Raw genomic sequence first — 20,260 nt, 5'->3', positions numbered from 1 at the left:
AAAGGATTGGTGATCAGAATGAGAATGGTAGATATCATTGCGAAAAAACGTGACGGTAAAGAATTAACAACAGAAGAAATTCAATTTTTTATTAAAGGATATACAGATGGAACAATCCCTGATTATCAAGTAAGTGCACTTGCAATGGCTATCTTTTTCAAAGATATGTCTGACCGTGAACGTGCAGATTTAACAATAGCAATGGTTGAATCTGGAGAAACGATTGATTTATCAGAGATTGAAGGGGTTAAAGTAGATAAACATTCAACTGGCGGTGTTGGTGATACAACAACATTAGTTTTAGGGCCGTTAGTGGCAGCTTTAGATGTACCTGTTGCGAAAATGTCTGGGCGCGGTTTAGGACATACAGGTGGAACAATTGATAAATTAGAAGCAGTAGAAGGTTTCCACGTTGAAATTACGAAAGAACAATTTATTGACATCGTAAACCGTGATAAAGTTGCAGTAATTGGACAAACTGGAAATTTAACACCTGCTGATAAAAAAATATATGCCCTGCGTGACGTGACAGGAACAGTAAACTCGATTCCATTAATCGCAAGTTCCATCATGAGTAAAAAAATCGCAGCTGGTGCTGATGCAATTGTCCTAGATGTAAAAACAGGTGCTGGTGCATTTATGAAAACAGAAGAAGATGCGATTGAATTAGCTCATGCAATGGTGCGAATCGGGAATAATGTTGGCCGTCAAACAATGGCTGTTATTTCTGATATGTCACAACCTCTTGGGTTTGCAATTGGTAACGCTCTTGAAGTGAAAGAGGCAATTGATACATTAAAAGGAGAAGGTCCAGAAGACTTAACAGAATTGGTGCTTGTATTAGGAAGCCAAATGGTTGTACTTGCTAAAAAAGCAAATACGTTAGAAGAAGCACGTGAAATGTTGAAAGAAGTTATGAAAAACGGTAAAGCAATTGAGAAGTTTAAACAATTTTTACACAATCAAGGCGGAGACAGTTCGATTGTTGATCAGCCAGAAAAATTACCACAAGCGAAATATGTAATTGATGTACCTGCTAAAACTTCAGGAGTTGTGTCTAACATTGTAGCTGATGAAATTGGTATTGCTGCGATGCTTCTAGGAGCAGGCCGAGCTACGAAAGAAGATGAAATAGACTTAGCTGTTGGTTTAATGTTACGTAAAAAAGTTGGCGATACGGTAAAAGAAGGAGAGCCATTAGTAACGATTTATGCAAATCGCGAGGAAGTTGAAGAGGTAAAAGCAAAAATTTATGAAAATATCTCTATATCAGAAAAGGCTGAAGCTCCAAAATTAATCTATACTGTTATCACTGATTAATAATTAATAATAACATTTACTTTGAGGAGGAATTGATATGAATAAACAAAAATATATTGAAGAAGCAAATAAAATGTTGTCAAAAGCTTATATTCCGTATTCAAAGTTTCCTGTTGGAGCGGCACTCGTTACGAAAGATGGTAAAATTTATACAGGCTGTAATATAGAAAATGCATCATACGGTTTATGTAACTGTGCCGAAAGAACAGCAATCTTTAAAGCAGTGTCAGAAGGAGAACGCGATTTCAGTTATTTGGTTGTAACAGGTAATACCGATGGACCTATTTCACCATGCGGAGCTTGCAGACAAGTGATTGCAGAATTTTGCGATCCGAAAATGCCAGTGTTATTAACGAACCAAAAAGGTGATGAAAAAGAGGTAACAGTTGAACAAATGCTGCCAGGTGCATTTTCGATAGATGATTTAAAATAAGTATTGTATGATTTAAAAATTATAAACGAAATTTTTTCTAATTGAACTATACCTCGAGTCGTGGACACTTAAAAGTCTATGGTTCGGGGTTTTTTGTATTTTCATAGTTTCGCTTTATTTTGTATTAACGGGTTATCAAAATGGTGAGGATTCTTCATGATAAACGAGTTCCTTTAGTTGGAAGTTTATATACCCATTGCTTTCAAAATAATAATATAAATAATTATTCTATGAAAAAATAGCTTATTACAGTGTAAATTAAGCCCTGCTTTTATGCAATTTTACATACCCAAATATAGGGAACGTTTATACAGAATAGTATTTTATTATATAAAAAACATTTTTATGGAAATAAAAACCTTTATTAAGTTATAATAATTATAGTTTGAATAGTAATATCAAATGAAAATTAATAACTCTCATAATAAATAGGTTTACTAATTTTTTATTAATATAATTATTTTTTAATTATATTATTAGAATATTAGGTTTAATCTGATTTGTGTTTGGAATTTTGTGATTTACTTGGTAAAAAGATGATGTTTTAATAAGGGCATAAGATCGTTACAGTGTATGAGATACAAAATCAAGTTTAACTTCGACTTGTCTTTTATGTAACTTCTTAGGGAATAAGTTTATAGTAGGGCATTATGTACAAGTATTTATAATCTGTGATCAGATTCCCACAATTAACATCTTTGTAACAATCTATAATGATAAAAAGTTTCAAGACTAGTTTTCATAGAAATAAAAATGAAACATTTAAAAATTAGTCTAACTCTTTTATCAGAAAAAACCAATTGATAGGAGGAATTACTATGAAAAAAACGTTAGTCGCAGGGTTATTAGTTACAGCAGTATCTACAAGTTGCTTCTTACCTGTAAATACTTTTGCAGAAAGTAATACAACTTATTTACAACCAAGTAGTATACTTGGACCCGCTATGGATAGGTTATCAAATTCAATTACGAAATTAGGATCACAGACGCCATTAATTCAAGGATATGGGCTAATCATATTACAGCAACCAGATCTTGATGTAAATACTATATATGGAATAACAACTGATCAAGGTACTATAAGAAACCATGTTCGAGACTGCCTGGATGTAAATAACCACAAATTATCCGTTGTAAATCAAGACATACAGAGTTTTGGAATAATATTTACAAATTATTACAATACGTTGGTTGAACTAGCTGGAAAAATGAATGAAGATCCGCAAGCAAAAGCATTATTTGTACGTATTTTTAATTTACTTCAAGGTGACGTGCAAAAAATTCAGTATAATATGAAAATAAATTCAGAAGACTTAAACTATTCTAAAAACGAATTGGTTGAAGATAGTAATAATTTTTCTAGTAAAGTTAGCAGAGCGTTTGAATCTTATAAGGGTTCAAACGGAGACATTGAAAAATTCAGAACGGAAATTGGACACCTTAATGCAGACATTCAAGAAGATTTTGAAAAACTTCTAGCTCTACCAAAAGAAAATCTAGACGGCTCTTTAAATATTACAAAGTCGATTATTAATATTTTGAAAGATGGAGTTAAGGAGAAAACTGTAGACGTGTCTAATTTGGAAGCAGTTTATAACCAATATGGACAACTTACAAATGATAAAGTAACAGAACTGAATAAAGCTATTGCTCAGAAGCAACAGAAACTAATTCAATTGGTACAAAATTTAGCGAATATTGAAGTGCAAGCAACTCAAATGACACTTATTGAGCAGCAATTAAATAACCTTACAAGAACAGTTAAAAAGCAAACTCAGAGTTTTGACAATCTAGTAAGTAGTTGGGACACCTTTAATAACATAGTGACTGAAACGGGGACAAGTCTTAATACTGATGCGAAAATAGATTCTAATTCATTACAAGCACGATTAAAAGAACTCAAACAGTTTACGGATGAATTGAAAAAACAAACAACGGAATATCAAGAGAGTGTTACAAAAATAAAAGTAACAGGATGAAATTTGTAGAATGAAGAACTATAATTCTTAACAATATCATATGAGGAGAGAAAAATGTGATGAAAAAACCTTATAAAGTAATGGCTTTATCTACATTAATAGCAACAATCGTAGCGGGTGGCATTATGCCATCATATGCCTCGGCAGAGGAACCAGCACCTATTTATGCAAATCAAGACCTTAAATACCCTAGTTATTACCTTGGACCAACAGGGCTTGATCATGCGATGAAGGACACTAAATCCAATATGTTGGTAATGGACCTGTATGCTTTAACTATTCTTAAACAAGCAGATATTAATTTGGATGGTTTACCTTCAGTTGGCGATAAGTTAAAAACAGACATTAAAGCCAACCAAAATCTTACTAGAGAAAATGCAACATACTGGTTAAATAATTTGAAATCAGGGATAGTTACGACGAATCAAAATATTATCAGTTATGATACAAAATTCCAAAATTATTCTCGTTATTTATTACAATATAAAAATGATCCAGTCAAACTAACAGCTTTGCTTACAAAGTTGAATGGTGAAGTTTCACAGAATAAAGATCAAGTGACCAAATTAGTGGAGGATTTAAAAAGCTTTCGCGGCAAATTAGAAAAAGATACACAAAATTTAAAAGGAAATGCTGAAGAAATCGTAAATATTTTAACTGGTCAAGAAGCTGGAATTCCACTGTTTCAGAAACAAATCGAAACAAATAAAGCATTAATTGATGAGAATAACAAAATTTATATTGCATCGTCGGTTGGAACTGCTGTTGGTGCATATTTATTTCTTTCACCTTTTGCGCCCATTGGTGCACCTATATTAGGAGGCTCAATATACGGAGTTGTTTCATCGCAGCAGCAGATAATCAAGGCACAAGAAGAAATTATAACGCTAACACAAAATATTTCAATGGCGCAACTACAGTCAGCTAGGTTAACGATAGTGCAAAGTGATATTAAAAATTTAACAGATACAATTGATAAAGCTATTGTTTCTCTTGAAAATATAAAGACTGCGTGGGATGGAATGGGAACAAAATATGACGCATTGATTAAGAGTGCTAAAGCTGTTGACCCAGAATTCCTTGCTATGGATATAACAGCAGATCTGGATACAGCGAAGGATCATTGGGAGCAGATTAGAAAGTATGCTGAAAATATTCAAAGTAGTGAGATTTCGTTTGTGAACAAATAATATTACTTCAAGAAATTGCCGAAGTAATGAAAAATGTAATATACTGAGTTTCCCTTTTGAAGAACATATAATGTGAGTCTCCTGTTCAAGTTTGAGCAGGAGACTTCCTATATAGTTATGAAACTTAGTAAAGATTATAGAATAAGAAAGTATGAGAACCTCTATTTTAATATGTTGTTTTATTTGCAATAATCATAATTCATTTGAAGTAAAGAATAGAAGCTTATGAATTTAATAAAATATGTGATGCATGTGAAAGAGTAGGTGAAAAAGATGAATAAGAATTTATATAAGAAAATTATTTTGTCAACAATCATTACGGGAATGGCAGCGAGTAATGTAATTCCACTTCATACTTTGGCAGCAGAACAAACTGTGTCCCAACAGCAAGAAAGTGTGAAGAACTATTCCCTTGGTCCTGGTGAATTTAAAGAAGTAATGGGAAAAATGGTGGCAAATATCCTTACAATGGATTCATATGCCAATACAATCAGTAATCAACAGCTGACAGATTTAAGTAAAATAAGTTCTATAAATGGTGATTTACAAGCAAACATGATTAAGCATCAACAGGATGCAATAGGGAAAGCCGACTTTTGGCTCATGTATTTTAAAACTCGTATTATGTACACGCATCAGAATATTGTAAGCTATAATGATACGTTTCAAGCAAGTTATAAGCTTTTACTAACTGCTATAGAGCAAAAAGATACAGAGAAATTAAAATATGAACTAGAAAATTTGTACAATAGTATTTTGTACAATAGTCAAAAATTAGATGTACTGTTAGAAAAATTGAAAAATTTTCAAGGTGAAATAGCAGAAAATACAAGAAATTTCAAAGAAGATTTCAATCAATTGGAGAATATTCTAGAAAGTACGAACGCTGGTATTCCGCTTCTACAACAACGAATTGAGAATTGTAATAATACAATTAAAGAAAACTATGATAAACGTGGTGGCTATATAGCTTTATCTGTATTTATGCCTCCGATTGGTATACCACTGATTGTCACTACTGACAAGAATATCGCATCTGCACAACAAGAAATAGAACAATTAAAGTCCAGAATTTCTGGAGCAGAGGCAGAAGTAGTTATTTTGACTGATGCCAAAAATAAAACGGAACATATGGCTGCAACAGTTGGTACAGCTGTTACTGCTCTTGAAAATATAAAGACTCAGTGGGATGTAATCGGGGTCAAATATAAATCATTGCTTAAAAGTGTTGACCAAATTAGCCCAGACCTGCTTGCTCTTATGATAACAGCAGATCTGGATACAGCGAAGGATAATTGGCAAGACCTTAAAAATTATGCGGATAAATTATATGAAGGTGCTAAGACTGCACAAAATGAAGAGAATGTACAAATAGGAGAACCAATAAGACGGAATATACAAATCGGACCGGATTGCACCTGAATACATGTAAATAATATTAAAAACATACAACCTTGTATTTGTTAGTAAGGTTGTATGTTTTTTTATAGAGATGCACTTCAATATCCAAATCTGTTTGTAAAAACATAAACTTATTTAAATTTATATATAAAGTATGGTTATGCAGGATAAAACATGATTTGCCTCCTCCTTATTTCTATAGAAAGGGTATAATAAAATAGCAGAAGTAGACATTAAAGGGGATTACTTTGTATTGATGTAGAAATACATAACTATTACTCCATTTAAATTTTGTCTGATATAAAAAAGATAAGAGACGGTGATACGATGACGAAGAAAGAAAGAATAGAAGCAGGATGGAACTTTGATAACAGTTATGCCCGTCTACCGAAATCGTTTTTTTCGGGTCTTAGTCCAGCGCCTGTTTGCTCACCGAAATTGGTTATTCTCAATCATCCGTTGGCAACATCATTGGGATTAAATGCCGAGGAATTAGAAAGTGATGAAGGGGTAGCAGTACTTGCAGGAAATAGGATTCCTGAAGGTGCGTTTCCTCTTGCTCAAGCATATGCAGGTCATCAATTTGGGCATTTTAACAGGTTAGGGGATGGTAGAGCTTTGCTACTTGGCGAGCAGATTAATTCTTTAGATGAGAGGTTTGATATTCATCTGAAAGGTTCTGGCCGTACGCCATACTCTCGCAGAGGAGATGGACGAGCAGCATTAGGACCAATGTTACGTGAATATATTATTAGCGAAGCAATGCATGCGCTTGGAATTGCTACGACCCGCAGTCTGGCAGTAGTGAAAACTGGTGAGTCAATTATCCGTGAAACGGAACAGCCTGGTGCAATTCTCGTTCGTGTGGCTGCAAGTCACCTGCGCGTTGGCACCTTTCAGTATGCTGCTCAGTGGGGGACTATTGAAGAACTCCAAATGTTAGCTGACTATACATTAGATCGACATTATCCAGGCGGTGATGTAGCTGAAAATCCCTATCTTTTCTTGCTTGAGGAAGTAATTAAGCGTCAAGCTTCGCTGATTGCGAAATGGCAACTAGTTGGTTTTATTCATGGGGTGATGAATACTGATAATATGACTATAAGCGGAGAAACAATTGATTACGGTCCTTGTGCGTTTATGGATATTTATGATCCGGCAACAGTATTTAGTTCCATTGATATTCAAGGGCGTTATGCTTATGGTAACCAGCCGCATATGGCAGGCTGGAATCTTGCGAGATTTGCTGAAAGTATACTACCATTGCTTCACAGCGATGATAAAATGGCTATTAAAATGGCTCAGGATGCCATTTTAAATTTTAACGATTTGTATAATGCGAACTGGCTTGCGGGAATGAGAGCGAAATTGGGGATATTTAACGAAGAAATACAGGATAAATCCCTTATTGAAGATTTCCTTACGATCATGCTGAAATATCAAGCGGATTATACGAATACCTTCCGGGCATTAACTGTTGATAAGCTTGAGAACATGGCCTTGTTTGAGACTGCAGAGTTTGCCCAGTGGCATGAACGGTGGCAGGAAAGACTCGGTAGACAGGAAGAATCTAAAGAGTCCTCACATATATTGATGCGAAACAGCAATCCGGCGATTATTCCTCGGAACCACAGGGTAGAAGAAGCATTAGAAGCTGCAGTGAAGCATGAGGATTATAGCGTGATGGAGCGCCTTCTTAATGTCCTTTCCAATCCTTACGCGTACTCACCTAAGCAGGAAGAGTATACGGCGCTACCTGAACCATCAGCCTGTGCTTACCGAACGTATTGTGGTACTTGATAGGAGCATTAGGAATAGTGCTTTTTACAAGATAGTTTACGAATTGTACAAAAAATGCTACTTCTTTATTTGAGGTAGCATTTTTAAATTTGTTTTTAGTAGGGGTCACAAATCTCTGCTTTTAATTTGTCTGGAATAATAATGAAACAACCGTTTTCATCAACAGAAATTAATTCCCTTCTTTTTAACTGATTAATTGTGCGACTAATCGTTTCTCTTGATGTTCCAATCATATTGGCGAGTTCTCGATTCGTAAACTGTGTCGTTAATGTGTATGTACCATTCATTTCTACACCATTGGACTTACATAAACGGAGTAATAACATAATAATTTGTTCGTAAGTATCGTGAAGAATTTGTTCTTCTAATCGGTTCTGAAGATCCACAATTTTTTCTCCAAGAACCTTAAACATTTTAATACATAATTCAGGATGCTGAATCAAAATTTTCTCGAAATCAGCGATTGGAGTAACGATCAATTGTGCAGTCTCAAGTATTTCAGCATGTGCTGGGAAGGTGCCTTTTTGGAAAAAGCCAGCATGAGGAAACATTTCTCCAGCTTGAAGTACTGAAACAATTTGCTCTTTTCCAGTGGCATCTGTTTTTTGAATTTTGACTTTACCAGAGTGGATAAAAAACACGCGATCAAGTGTGTCGCCCTGCATAAATACAAATGATTTTTCCTTATACATTCGTAATTGTGAAATATCTACAATAGGCTGAAGTTCTTCTTCTGAAAGTTCTTTAAAGAGAGGGACTTCCTGTAAATGTTTTTTTATCATTTTTGCTTTCATATACACAACTCCTTAATAATTCCAGTCATATCTATATAATAAAGTTATACCAAATTTTTAAATGAAGCAGTGATAAAAATCATATTTGTGATAAAGTGAAACTTTTATCCGTAACAGAAAAAGTACATAAGAAATAGAACATGAGCAAAAAGTGCTTATGTTCTATTTTTTACGTATAAGCGGAATCTATTTAAGAGTTTATTCAAAATCAAAAAATGTTTTTTTGAGCCTTAATTTGATATATATAGACTTACCTAAGCCTGTGCAATTGCACGTGGGAACAAAATATTATTTTGTAGATGAATGTGCTGGAAAAGATCGGATTCAAGTGCTGCAAGTCGGTGATAGACAAGGCGATAAGTACCACAAGCTCCTTCTGGAGGAGTAAAATCATTCGTAATGTTACGAAGTTCTTTTATAATATCACCAGCATGACTATGCTCACTTTCCAGTTGTTCTACCGCTTTGCTCAATTTCGTATAATTTTCATCAGTTGGATTTCTCTCAAATGCTAAAATCAACGGGAAATCTTCTGTTTCTTCTTTTATTATATGCTGTTCTAATTCAGTTTTTAGTTCATGGAATAGCTTGTGAATTTGAGCTAAATGAGGCTGTTTTGATCCATGAACTCGAAATACTTTTGTTACATATGGACTTAACTGTGGTAATTCTTCATTTTAACGATATTTTCATAGAGTGAAATGTATTTGTTTATTTGACGGAAAATTATAACAATAATACAATGAAATAAACTGGATAGACAGTTTTGAGGGGATTGATAAAACTTAAGGGGGATTGTTATGAAACAATCATTTTTTATTGGAAATCGAAAAAGATTAATAGAAACATTGCCGGATGAATCTGTTACCATTCTATTTGCTGGCCAGGCGCCTCATAAGTCGGCTGATTACCATTATAAATTTGTGCCAAACAGAAACTTCTATTATATGACCGGTATTGATGAGGCGAACGTTATTTTTGTGTTAAAAAAAGTAGGTGAAACAGTAGAAGAAATGCTCTTTATTGAGAAGGCAGATCCGGTTCTTGAAAAATGGGTAGGCAAAACAATTTCAAAAGAAGAAGCAGAAGCTATTTCAGGGATAAAAACGGTTGTGTACTTAGACAGTTTTGAATCATCAATAGAGAGAACGTTTTTTACAGAACAAGTTCAGCACGTGTATTTAGATTTAGAACGTCGTGAGTGGGCAGGGACAGAGACACGGACATTAACATTCGCCAAACAGGTAAGGGAACGTTATCCACACCTTACAATCGGTAACGTTTATCCGAATATTTCTGAATTACGCGTATTTAAAACAGATGAAGAAATTGAAAAAATAAAAGAAGCAATTATGGTTACAAAAGAAGGTATTTACAATGTACTTAAGCATGCGAAAGAGGACCAGATGGAATATGAATTAGAAGCCCATTTTGATTTTACACTAAAATCAGCTGGTATTAAGAATCTTGCATTTAATACGATTTTAGCAGGTGGGAAAAATGCAACGGTACTGCATTATGAAGACAATGATTCTAAAATTAATAAAGGTGACTTAGTGCTGCTTGATCTTGGAGCTCAAAAGGATTACTACAATGCTGATATTAGCTTTACATTCCCAGCGAACGGAACATTTTCGAATCGCCAAAAACAGATTTACAATATTGTGTTAAAGGCGTTGAGGGAAACAACTGAGCTTATGAGGCCTGGATTAAAATTCTCTGCGTTAAATGAACATACGAAAAAGGTGTTCACAGAAGAATGTAAGAAAATTGGTTTAATCCAAGAAGACTCAGAACTCTCCAATTATTATTACCATGGAGTCAGCCATTTCCTCGGTTTAGATACTCACGATGTAGGTTCGTACAAAGATCGAGTGCTCGAAGCTGGCATGATCATTACAGTGGAACCCGGCCTATATATTGAAGAAGAAGCAATTGGAATTCGTATTGAAGATGATATTCTTGTTACCGAAAATGGATATGAAAATCTATCAAAGGACATAATCCGAACGGTTGAAGAGATTGAGGATTTCATGAGAGTATACAACCCAAATGTGAAGGATAGACAGATCGTTGTAAAATAAGAAGAGCGAAGGCGCCTAATGTGAGGCGTCTTTTTTCATGTTGTTTTAGAATTTAAGTAGTATGTTATATAATGAGTTCCTATTGTGAAGGTACTAAAATTGAGCGTATAATATTAAAAGTCTAGAGTAGAGTATACAAGATTGTAGGTTATAATTATTTATGAAAATTTGTGAAGGCTTTAAAGAATTTATATGGAATTTAAAGAGATATTATTGAAGCAATACTGGAATGTAGATAGGGAGTTTTAAAATGAAATTAATTATTGCCGAGAAACCAGATCAAGGTTTGGCGCTTGTTTCTCAATTTAAATACAGGCGGAAAGATGGCTATTTAGAAGTAGAGGCGAATGAATTGTTTCCGAACGGGGCTTATTGTACATGGGCAATTGGTCATTTAACGCAGTTATGTAACCCGGAACATTATCATGCAGAGTGGAAAAAATGGTCATTAGATACGTTGCCAATGATTCCAGAACATTTTCAGTTTGAAGTAACAAAGTCAAAGTATAAGCAATTTAATGTTGTGAAACAGCTGTTACATAATCCGCAAGTGACGGAAATTATTCATGCGGGAGATGCTGGGCGCGAAGGCGAATTAATTGTACGGAATATCATTAATCTTTGTAACGTACAAAAACCGATGAAACGCCTTTGGATTTCTTCTTTAACAAAGCAAGCAATTTATCAAGGGTTTAAAAGCTTACTTGATGAAGCTGATACGGTGAATACTTATTACGAAGCATACACACGGTCATGTGCCGACTGGGTAGTTGGGATGAATGCTTCTCGTGTTTTTAGCATCTTACTAAAGAAAAAAGGAATGAATGATGTTTTCTCTGCGGGGCGTGTTCAAACTCCAACACTTGCATTAATTGTGAAACGTGAGAAAGAAATTGAAAACTTTAAATCGGAGCCATTTTGGGAAGTGTTCGCAACCTTTAGTATAGAAGGAAAAAAATATGAAGGTAAGTGGGAACAAGATAATGAGTCACGCCTAAAGGACCCAAATATGGCAAATAAAATTGCTGCATTTTGTCAAAATAAACCGGCTGAAGTGAAAGAAATGAAAACAGAACGGAAAGAGTTTCAGCCGCCGTTTTTATTTAACTTGTCATCGTTACAAGCAACAGCGAATAAAGCATTTAAATTTTCGCCAAAGAAAACACTTGATATAACACAAGCATTATATCAAAAAGGAATTGTCTCGTATCCGCGTTCGGATTCTAACTATGTAACAGAAGGCGAGGCTGCTACGTTTCCTGATATTTTACAGAAATTAAGTCAGTTTGAAGAATATAAGGATGTATTGCCAGCGCCAATTCCTTCTATTATGAATAATAAGCGTTATGTAAATGAAAAGAAGGTTACAGATCACTACGCAATTATTCCAACAGAACAAGTAACGAATCCAAATAAATTATCAGGCGATGAAAGAAAAATTTACGATATGATTGTAAGAAGATTAATTGCAGCGCATTATGAAGCTGCGATTTTTGACTACACTACAATTACAACACTTGTTGATGGTCGTGCTGAATTCGTTTCGAAAGGAAAGCAGCAAATTCAAGAAGGATGGCGTAAAGTCATTTTTCAAGATGATAAAGATGAAGAAGCAATTCTTCCTATTGTACAAGAAGGAGAACAAGGTAAAGTTGTTAAGGTGAAAGTGAAAGAAGGAAAAACACAGCCGCCAAAACGATATACAGAAGGTCAGCTTATTACGTTAATGAAAACGGCTGGGAAGTATTTAGAAAATGAAGAACTTGAAAAAGTCTTGAAAAAGACAGAAGGTTTAGGGACAGAAGCAACCCGGGCTGGTATTATTACAATGCTGAAAGATCGAAAGTATATTGAGGTAAAGAAAAACCAAGTGTACGCCACTGATAAAGGGAAGGTACTCATAACTGCAATTGGTGATAAAATATTAGCTTCACCAGAAATGACAGCAAAATGGGAGCAGCGCCTTGCAGAAATAGGAGAAGGTACAGCGTCACCAGCTACATTTATGGAACAAACAAAAAAGCTCTCAGCAAAAATTATTGAAGATGCAATTGAAATGTCTGAGAAATGGGATTTTACGGGATTACATGTAGAATCGATTGAACGCTCCAATTCAAAATTTACAGTTGGTAAAAAGGTGGGAACATGTAAAAAATGTGATGGAGATGTCATTGATAAATCTACTTTTTATGGATGCTCGAACTATAATACAACGAAATGTGATTTTACAATCTCAAAGAAAATATTAGGAAAAACGATTTCGCAAAAGAATATGAAGAAGCTACTAAAAGGTGAACAAACAGAATTAATGAAAGGCTTTAAGAAGAACGATAAAACGTTTGACGCGAAGTTAGAGTGGAAAGATAATAAGATTAATTTTGTGTTTGAGAAGTGAGATTGTCAACAAATAAAAAAGTCCTTTACTGATGTGAAATGACAACAAAGGTGTTCAAGAAGATGATATAGTTTTTGTTTGAGAAGTGGTACAGAATATCGAGGAAGGTCAGACGGCGAAACCCTCTCTTCTTAGAAGAGCAACAACGGCTCTGACGGACATTAATTCAGCCGCGGAAAGTGGGTTCCAACTTGCTATTAAGATTGGCCAATTTATAAATTTAGCCAGTAGTTTGATTTTATAAATAATTCTACGGTGCGAATAAAGTTAATCAATAGATGTTTAGTAATGGTGTACGTTAATAATAAAAAGACATTTACGGATGATTTTAGTAAATGTCTTTTTAATTTAATTTATATATTAATACTTTTACAACTAATAAATCAAAAAAAATTGATGAAAGGAAACCACCATGAAAGAAATAAAATTGTATAATCAATCAACTACTCAAACTTTTGAAATATATGAAAAGAAGTTTAAAGCATTGGCAGATCAAAAAAGGTTACATATTTTGTATGAATTATGTCAACGCGGAGAAACTTGTGTGTGTGATTTAACAGATGTTCTTGGTTTACCACAATCGAAGCTTTCATATCATTTAAAACTTTTACTTGATGCGAACCTTATTACCAAAGAAACAAAAGGAACGTGGAGTTATTATAACATCAATAAAAAAGAAGTTGATGCACTATTATCTGAGCAATTATGCTGTACCTTTCGTCCTATGTCATAATTTTTGATGGGACGAAATAGCAGCTTTATAGGCTTTAAATCAATTTTTTTGATGTATCTAATTGGATAAACGATTTACATTTAATGATTTTTGAGAAAATAAGGGGGATTTTTCATGAAAACTATTCAGATTCCATTCAAGGTACAAGAGTGTTGTGGAACGGAAAACAAATCGCTACAAAACAATATTGATATGCAGAGGTTGATGCGGTTACCAATAGCGATTATTGGAGAGGCCCTGTGGGACTGGCGGCAGCAGCACACTTAGCGAAACGTGGAAGTAATCACACCATATAAAATTCAATACGTAGTTAGAACAAAAGATGGAATGGATATTGTGGGTCATCAAGAAGAACAAGAAATAAAAATTACTGATGTCCATGAGATGATTGTAAATACAGGTAATCGTCCTAACTTATCAATGATAGACGAAATACGTACTTCTATTGATCCCGCTACAGAAAGTGTGGAAGCATTAGCTCCACTTATTGATCCAAACCTTCATAGCTGTGGTACAGTTCGCCCACACGGTGAAAAAGAGCTTCGACAGCCAGAAAAGGATTTCTATATTGTAGGCTCAAAAAGTTATGGAAGAGCACCTACATTTTTAATGGCAACAGGTTATGAGCAAGTTAGATTGATTACTGCTTATCTTACTGGAGACTATAAGGCTGCTGAAAAGGTGGAACTTGATTTGCCGGAAACAGGGGGTTGTAGTGTAAATTTAAAATCTAATAGAGTAGATGATTCATGTTGTGGTGCTAATTCCTGTTCTTAAAATAAGTAATTATTAAGGGGGAGTAAAATACACTCTTCCTCTTTATGAATATTAATTTTAAAGAGAGAAGGCTATTTGATGGTTATTAATCATGCAGGTAACTTGAAAAGCAAGGGATATTAGATGGAAAGTATGTTGATATCATGGTTATGGAGAGATTAATCTCCGTAGAATAAATAAATGCTCCCTTATTAAAGTACCAAGAAGATCAAATAATATAATACTTATAGAGTAGAGACAATATAAGTATTATATTATTTGAAAATGGATTTTAATTTAAATTAGGTGACTAAGTTTAGGAATTGAATTCTTATTCTCTATGTATATCTTTTAAACGTGGAGAATATAGTAATTCTAGGCCAAGCAATACATATAGTACCTTATGGATTTTGGTGTGAAAATTCTGTTGTGAAGGAGCTTTTCAATTGATTATATAAGCAATTAATTATATACTTATGTAGGTGGAAGAACATTAACATTTTAATTCATATACGGATATTATGTTTAATTTTCGCTTAACATATAAGTATATGCTTATTTAACTATAAAAGGGTAGGTGTGGGAATGGAAAAAACAGTTATAGAATTAACAAGAGCATCTCAATTATTGAAACTATTAGGAGACAAAACAAGATTAACGATTGTATCGATTCTCAAACAACGTGATTGTTGTGTCTGTGAATTCCTTGAAGTATTTGATATGAGTCAACCTTCTATTAGTCAACATCTTCGAAAGTTAAAGGATTTAGGTTTAGTGCAAGAAGAGCGTAGAGGTCAATGGATTTATTACTCTTTAAATCAGGCGAGTGATTTATATACGCTGTTGGAAGATATTTTAGCCCATGTGCCAGATCAAACAGAGAAAATTAAACAAATTGAGAAGAGTAATCCCACACTTCGGTGTGGTTGTTAATAAATAGTTAGAAAGGGAAGTGAGAAGGATGAGCAACACGGGGAAAAAACGCCTGTCTTTCCTAGATCGATATCTAACCCTTTGGATTTTTCTTGCAATGGCAGTAGGAATTGGAGTTGGCTATCTATCTCCTGGATTTGTTGAGGGAATGAATAGCTTACAAGTAGGAACAACCTCTATACCACTTGCGATTGGGTTAATTTTAATGATGTATCCTCCATTAGCAAAGGTTCGCTACGAAGAGATGGGGCGCGTTTTTAAAGATGTTAAAGTATTAGTATTATCATTGGTACAAAACTGGATTGTTGGTCCTGTTCTGATGTTTGCTTTGGCTGTTATATTCTTGCCGGATAAGCCAGAATATATGGTGGGATTAATCATGATTGGTCTAGCACGTTGTATCGCGATGGTGATTGTATGGAATGACCTTGCGAAAGGTGATACAGAATATGCGGCAGGGTTAGTTGCTTTTAACTCTGTATTCCAAATGTTATTTTTCTCAGTATACGCGTATGTGTTTGTAACAGTCATTCCAGAATGGTTAGGAATTGAAGGAGCTGTTGTAGATATAACAATGGCAGAGGTTGCAAAATCAGTCTTTATTTATTTAGGAATTCCGTTCATTGCAGGAATATTAACACGTTTTATCTTTGTAAAAACGAAAGGACGAGAATGGTATGAAAAAGTATTCATACCAAAGATTAGTCCAATTACATTAGTCGCATTATTATTTACAATCATTGTGATGTTCTCATTAAAAGGAGAAGTGATTGTTAGCGTACCATTTGATGTTGTACGTATTGCGATTCCATTACTCATTTATTTTGTAGTGATGTTCTTTGTTTCTTTCTTTATGGGCAAAAAAATCGGTGCAAGTTATGGGGTATCAACAACATTAGCATTTACAGCCGGAAGTAATAACTTTGAATTAGCGATTGCTGTAGCTGTAGGTGTATTTGGAATCCAGTCTGGTGCAGCGTTTGCTGCAGTTATCGGACCTTTAGTTGAGGTACCAGTTATGATTGCACTTGTAAATGTTGCGCTTTGGTTCCAGCGTAAATACTTTCAAACACAACCAAAATAACCATTCATAAAAAGGTGGAATTATCATGGAAAACAAAAAAACAATTTATTTCTTATGCACAGGAAACTCTTGTCGTAGCCAAATGGCAGAAGCTTGGGGGAAAAAATATTTAGGTGACAAATGGAATGTACTTTCTGCTGGTATTGAAGCGCACGGAGTAAATCCGAATGCAATTAAAGCAATGAAAGAAGTAGACATTGATATTACGGACCAAACATCTGATATCATTGACCGTGACATTTTAGACAAAGCAGATTTAGTTGTAACACTTTGTGGTCACGCGAATGATGTATGTCCAACACCATCACCACATGTAACGCGAGTTCACTGGGGATTTGATGATCCAGCTGGTCAAGAGTGGTCTGTATTCCAAAAAGTTCGTGATGAGATTGGCGGACGTATTAAAAAATTTGCTGAGACAGGAGAATAATTGAAAACAAAATAAGCCGAGAAAAAATTCTCGGCTTATTTTGTAAAGAAGGGGAGAAATCAGAGATGAAAAAGATTGAAATTTTTGATCCTGCAATGTGTTGCTCTACTGGGGTTTGCGGCCCAAGTGTTGATCCAGAATTAATTCGTATTTCAGTTGCTGTAAACAATTTAAAGAATAAAGGTATGAATATTACTCGCTATAATTTGGCCAGTGAACCAGATGCATTTGTTAATAACAGTGTTATTGGTCAGTTATTAATGGATAAAGGACCAGACGTGTTACCTGTAACTTTAGTAGATGGAAAAGTAGTAAAAGAAAAAAGCCATCTTACAAATGAAGAACTTGCACAGTTAACAGGTATAATAGAAGAAGAGTTGAGTCAAAAGCCAGTCGTACGTTTAAAGTTAAACGTGAAAAAATAGAGAAAGAAGTGAAAGGCAATGACAAACCTATTTAATCCAAGCACAATGGCATTTACACCATTTTTATTCTTTACTGGAAAAGGCGGAGTAGGAAAAACATCTACTGCATGTGCAACAGCCATTACGTTAGCTGATATGGGGAAACGTGTTTTGTTAATTAGTACTGACCCCGCTTCTAATTTGCAAGATGTATTTGAAATAGAACTAACCAATAAACCAAAAGTCATTCCTAATGTTTCGAATCTACAAGTGGCTAACTTAGACCCAGAAACAGCGGCTCATGAATATAAAGAGCGTGTTGTTGGTCCATATCGCGGGAAATTACCTGATACAGTAATTGCGACAATGGAAGAACAATTATCCGGAGCATGTACAGTAGAAATTGCAGCTTTTGATGAGTTTTCTACTTTACTTACAAACAAAGAATTAACATCGAAATTCGATCACATTATTTTCGATACAGCGCCAACAGGACATACACTCCGTCTTCTTCAGCTTCCAACAGCTTGGAGTGGATTCCTAGAAGAAAGTACACATGGAGCTTCTTGCCTAGGGCCATTAGTAGGTCTTGGTGATAAAAAAGAGTTATATAGTCAAACGGTTCAAGCGCTATCTAATCCGAAACAAACAACGTTGTTGCTTGTTACACGTCCTGATAGTTCTCCGTTACAAGAAGCGCAACGAGCATCTAAAGAATTAAAAGAAATTGGTGTTAGCAACCAATATCTACTTGTAAATGGCATCTTGAAAGACTATGTGCAAGATGACGATGTTTCAAAAGCATTGTTTATGAGACAATTACGTGCGTTAGAAAACAAGGCAGAAGAATTAAAAGGTCTTCCAACTTATGAAATTCCATTAGTACCGTTTAATGTTATTGGCATAGAGAATATGAGAAAATTGGTTCGACCAATAGAGAATCTTTCAATTCTAGATGAAGAACAACAAGAGGTTGCTGTACCTTCTCTTCAAAATTTGATTGCGAATCTTTCTGAGACTGGAAAAAGAGTTATTTTTACAATGGGAAAAGGTGGAGTAGGAAAGACAACTGTAGCCTCGGCAATTGCAGTTGGTCTTGCTGAAAAAGGCCATCATGTACATTTAACTACAACTGATCCAGCAGCCCATATTGATTATGTCATGCATGGAGAACAAGGAAATATTACGATTAGTCGAATTGATCCGAAGGTAGAAGTAGAAAATTATCGTAAGGAAGTTATTGAGCAAGCAAAAGAAACGGTAGATGAAGAAGGGTTAGCTTATTTAGAAGAAGATTTACGTTCCCCTTGTACAGAGGAAATTGCAGTCTTCCGTGCTTTAGCCGACATTGTTGAGAAAGCAAATGATGAAATTGTGATAATTGATACAGCGCCAACAGGCCATACATTATTGTTACTGGATGCAGCACAAACGTATCATAAGGAAATCGCACGCTCTTCCGGTGAAGTGCCACAGTCTGTGAAAAACTTATTACCACGTCTTCGTAATCCAGAAGAAACAAGCGTTGTAATTGTAACGCTTGCAGAAGCGACACCAGTTCATGAAGCAAGTCGCTTACAAGAAGACTTAAAACGTGCAGATATTAATCCAAAGTGGTGGGTTATTAATCAAAGTTTTTATGCAACACATACAAGTGATCCAGTATTAAGAGGAAGAGCGCAGTCTGAAGTACAGTGGATTCAAGCGGTTCAAAGAGAGTCAAAAGATAACTGTGTTATTATTCCTTGGCAATCGGAAGATATTGTGGGATATGAGAAGCTTAAAGCATTAGTAAAATAAAAAGGTTTCAAGTTGTAACATTACTATGAGGGGGAGAAATGGAAATGGATATTACAGACAAAGCAAAAGAGTTTATTGAAAATGCTATGAAGGAAAACGGTGTGTCAACATTACGCTTTACATTTGAAGGTGCTGGATGTTGTGGACCAAGCTACGGTATTAATTTAGGAGAAGCGCAAGAAAATGATGTAACAGAAACAGTAAATGGTATTGAAGTTGCAATTGATCCAAAGGTCATTGAAATTGTAAATACATTGACACTAGACTATGCAGAAGATCAACAAGGTGCAGGTCTTGTGATTAGTGGCGGATCGAATTGTTGCTAAATGAGTGCAAGTCATGGTGTATTCTACATAGCAGCGACTTAGATATCGAAAAGTTAAACTGAATTTATATATTCACTTATGCTTTGTTACATACGCGAATTATCAATGACCTCTGTTCCATTTATTACATCTTGCAAACATCTTTTTAAAAGTTATACTTTTTATATCAACGAAGAAATTTGTATCATTAATTATAAAATTCGACTATACCCTTGACTTAGGAGTTTGACAGGCTAAATTTCGGCCTGTTTTCTTGCTGCAACAAAGACATGTGCAATACTACTACATCTTGTGATAAAACAGATAAACATATTTTTTCATTAAAATTCTCCAATTATCTTATATTTTCATGGGGTGACTGAGTAGTTATCAGGTAAGCTACAAATTAGGATTGTGTT

At 34.8% G+C, this 20,260-nt stretch carries 17 protein-coding genes and 2 pseudogenes; 17 read left to right on the top strand and 2 right to left on the bottom strand.

The window, feature by feature from the left end:
* Positions 1-18: 18 nt before the first annotated feature.
* From PLX19_RS20040 to PLX19_RS20015, 6 genes are all read left to right on the top strand, one after another.
* The gene (locus PLX19_RS20040; RefSeq protein WP_272190553.1) at positions 19-1,320 is read left to right on the top strand and encodes a pyrimidine-nucleoside phosphorylase; all 1,302 of its coding nucleotides are present in this window, start codon (positions 19-21) and stop codon (positions 1,318-1,320) included.
* A 37-nt stretch (positions 1,321-1,357) separates the two neighbouring features.
* Positions 1,358-1,753, top strand: coding sequence for a cytidine deaminase (locus tag PLX19_RS20035; protein WP_272190552.1), 396 nt, complete (start codon positions 1,358-1,360; stop codon positions 1,751-1,753).
* 818 nt (positions 1,754-2,571) lie between these two features.
* Positions 2,572-3,732, top strand: coding sequence for a non-hemolytic enterotoxin subunit A (gene nheA / locus PLX19_RS20030; protein WP_272190551.1), 1,161 nt, complete (start codon positions 2,572-2,574; stop codon positions 3,730-3,732).
* A 59-nt stretch (positions 3,733-3,791) separates the two neighbouring features.
* Positions 3,792-4,922 (top strand): non-hemolytic enterotoxin subunit B, encoded by a 1,131-nt coding sequence (nheB, locus tag PLX19_RS20025; protein ID WP_272190628.1) that lies wholly within the window; start codon positions 3,792-3,794, stop codon positions 4,920-4,922.
* A 273-nt stretch (positions 4,923-5,195) separates the two neighbouring features.
* The gene (gene nheC, locus PLX19_RS20020; protein WP_272190549.1) at positions 5,196-6,344 is read left to right on the top strand and encodes a non-hemolytic enterotoxin subunit C; all 1,149 of its coding nucleotides are present in this window, start codon (positions 5,196-5,198) and stop codon (positions 6,342-6,344) included.
* Positions 6,345-6,650: 306 nt separating this feature from the next.
* Entirely contained in the window at positions 6,651-8,123 is a 1,473-nt protein-coding gene (locus PLX19_RS20015; protein ID WP_272190548.1) for a protein adenylyltransferase SelO, read from the top strand.
* 95 nt (positions 8,124-8,218) lie between these two features.
* On the opposite strand, the gene PLX19_RS20010 is transcribed toward PLX19_RS20015, so the two are convergent.
* Together PLX19_RS20010 and PLX19_RS20005 are read right to left on the bottom strand one after the other, a co-directional pair.
* Positions 8,219-8,917 carry a Crp/Fnr family transcriptional regulator gene (locus tag PLX19_RS20010; RefSeq protein ID WP_272190547.1) on the bottom strand — a complete coding sequence of 233 codons (699 nt, stop codon included), beginning with the start codon at positions 8,915-8,917 and terminating at the stop codon, positions 8,219-8,221.
* Between the two features lie 254 nt (positions 8,918-9,171).
* Positions 9,172-9,594: pseudogene (locus PLX19_RS20005) on the bottom strand (hemerythrin domain-containing protein); the annotation flags it as partial.
* A gap of 123 nt (positions 9,595-9,717) precedes the next feature.
* Between PLX19_RS20005 and PLX19_RS20000 the strand changes: the two are divergent.
* The 11 genes and pseudogenes from PLX19_RS20000 (at position 9,718) to PLX19_RS19950 (ending at position 19,862) form a co-directional block, all read left to right on the top strand.
* Entirely contained in the window at positions 9,718-11,001 is a 1,284-nt protein-coding gene (locus PLX19_RS20000) for an aminopeptidase P family protein (protein WP_272190545.1), read from the top strand.
* 250 nt (positions 11,002-11,251) lie between these two features.
* The gene (locus PLX19_RS19995; RefSeq protein ID WP_272190544.1) at positions 11,252-13,396 is read left to right on the top strand and encodes a DNA topoisomerase III; all 2,145 of its coding nucleotides are present in this window, start codon (positions 11,252-11,254) and stop codon (positions 13,394-13,396) included.
* Positions 13,397-13,808: 412 nt separating this feature from the next.
* The gene (locus PLX19_RS19990; protein ID WP_272190543.1) at positions 13,809-14,129 is read left to right on the top strand and encodes an ArsR/SmtB family transcription factor; all 321 of its coding nucleotides are present in this window, start codon (positions 13,809-13,811) and stop codon (positions 14,127-14,129) included.
* A gap of 114 nt (positions 14,130-14,243) precedes the next feature.
* Positions 14,244-14,396 carry a hypothetical protein gene (locus tag PLX19_RS19985; protein WP_272190542.1) on the top strand — a complete coding sequence of 51 codons (153 nt, stop codon included), beginning with the start codon at positions 14,244-14,246 and terminating at the stop codon, positions 14,394-14,396.
* A gap of 3 nt (positions 14,397-14,399) precedes the next feature.
* Positions 14,400-14,906, top strand: a pseudogene (locus PLX19_RS19980) (glutamate synthase); the annotation flags it as partial.
* A 564-nt stretch (positions 14,907-15,470) separates the two neighbouring features.
* Entirely contained in the window at positions 15,471-15,818 is a 348-nt protein-coding gene (locus tag PLX19_RS19975; RefSeq protein ID WP_272190541.1) for an ArsR/SmtB family transcription factor, read from the top strand.
* Between the two features lie 28 nt (positions 15,819-15,846).
* Positions 15,847-16,902, top strand: coding sequence for an ACR3 family arsenite efflux transporter (arsB, locus tag PLX19_RS19970; RefSeq protein ID WP_272190540.1), 1,056 nt, complete (start codon positions 15,847-15,849; stop codon positions 16,900-16,902).
* Between the two features lie 25 nt (positions 16,903-16,927).
* Positions 16,928-17,332: an arsenate reductase (thioredoxin) gene (gene arsC / locus PLX19_RS19965; protein ID WP_272190539.1), complete on the top strand. Its 405-nt coding sequence runs from the start codon at positions 16,928-16,930 to the stop codon at positions 17,330-17,332.
* 65 nt (positions 17,333-17,397) lie between these two features.
* Positions 17,398-17,757, top strand: a complete 360-nt coding sequence (gene arsD / locus PLX19_RS19960) for an arsenite efflux transporter metallochaperone ArsD (protein ID WP_272190538.1) — start codon at positions 17,398-17,400, stop codon at positions 17,755-17,757.
* A gap of 18 nt (positions 17,758-17,775) precedes the next feature.
* A complete protein-coding gene (gene arsA, locus PLX19_RS19955; RefSeq protein WP_272190537.1) occupies positions 17,776-19,536 on the top strand; it encodes an arsenical pump-driving ATPase in 1,761 nt (586 codons plus the stop codon).
* A 44-nt stretch (positions 19,537-19,580) separates the two neighbouring features.
* Positions 19,581-19,862: a HesB/IscA family protein gene (locus PLX19_RS19950; protein WP_272190536.1), complete on the top strand. Its 282-nt coding sequence runs from the start codon at positions 19,581-19,583 to the stop codon at positions 19,860-19,862.
* The last annotated feature ends 398 nt before the right edge of the window (positions 19,863-20,260 follow it).

The organism is Bacillus sp. BP-3, from assembly GCF_028401955.1.
GTDB lineage: Bacteria > Bacillota > Bacilli > Bacillales > Bacillaceae_G > Bacillus_A.
Note: the sequence above shows the minus strand (reverse complement) of the source record. Positions and strands in the feature narration are given on the sequence as shown.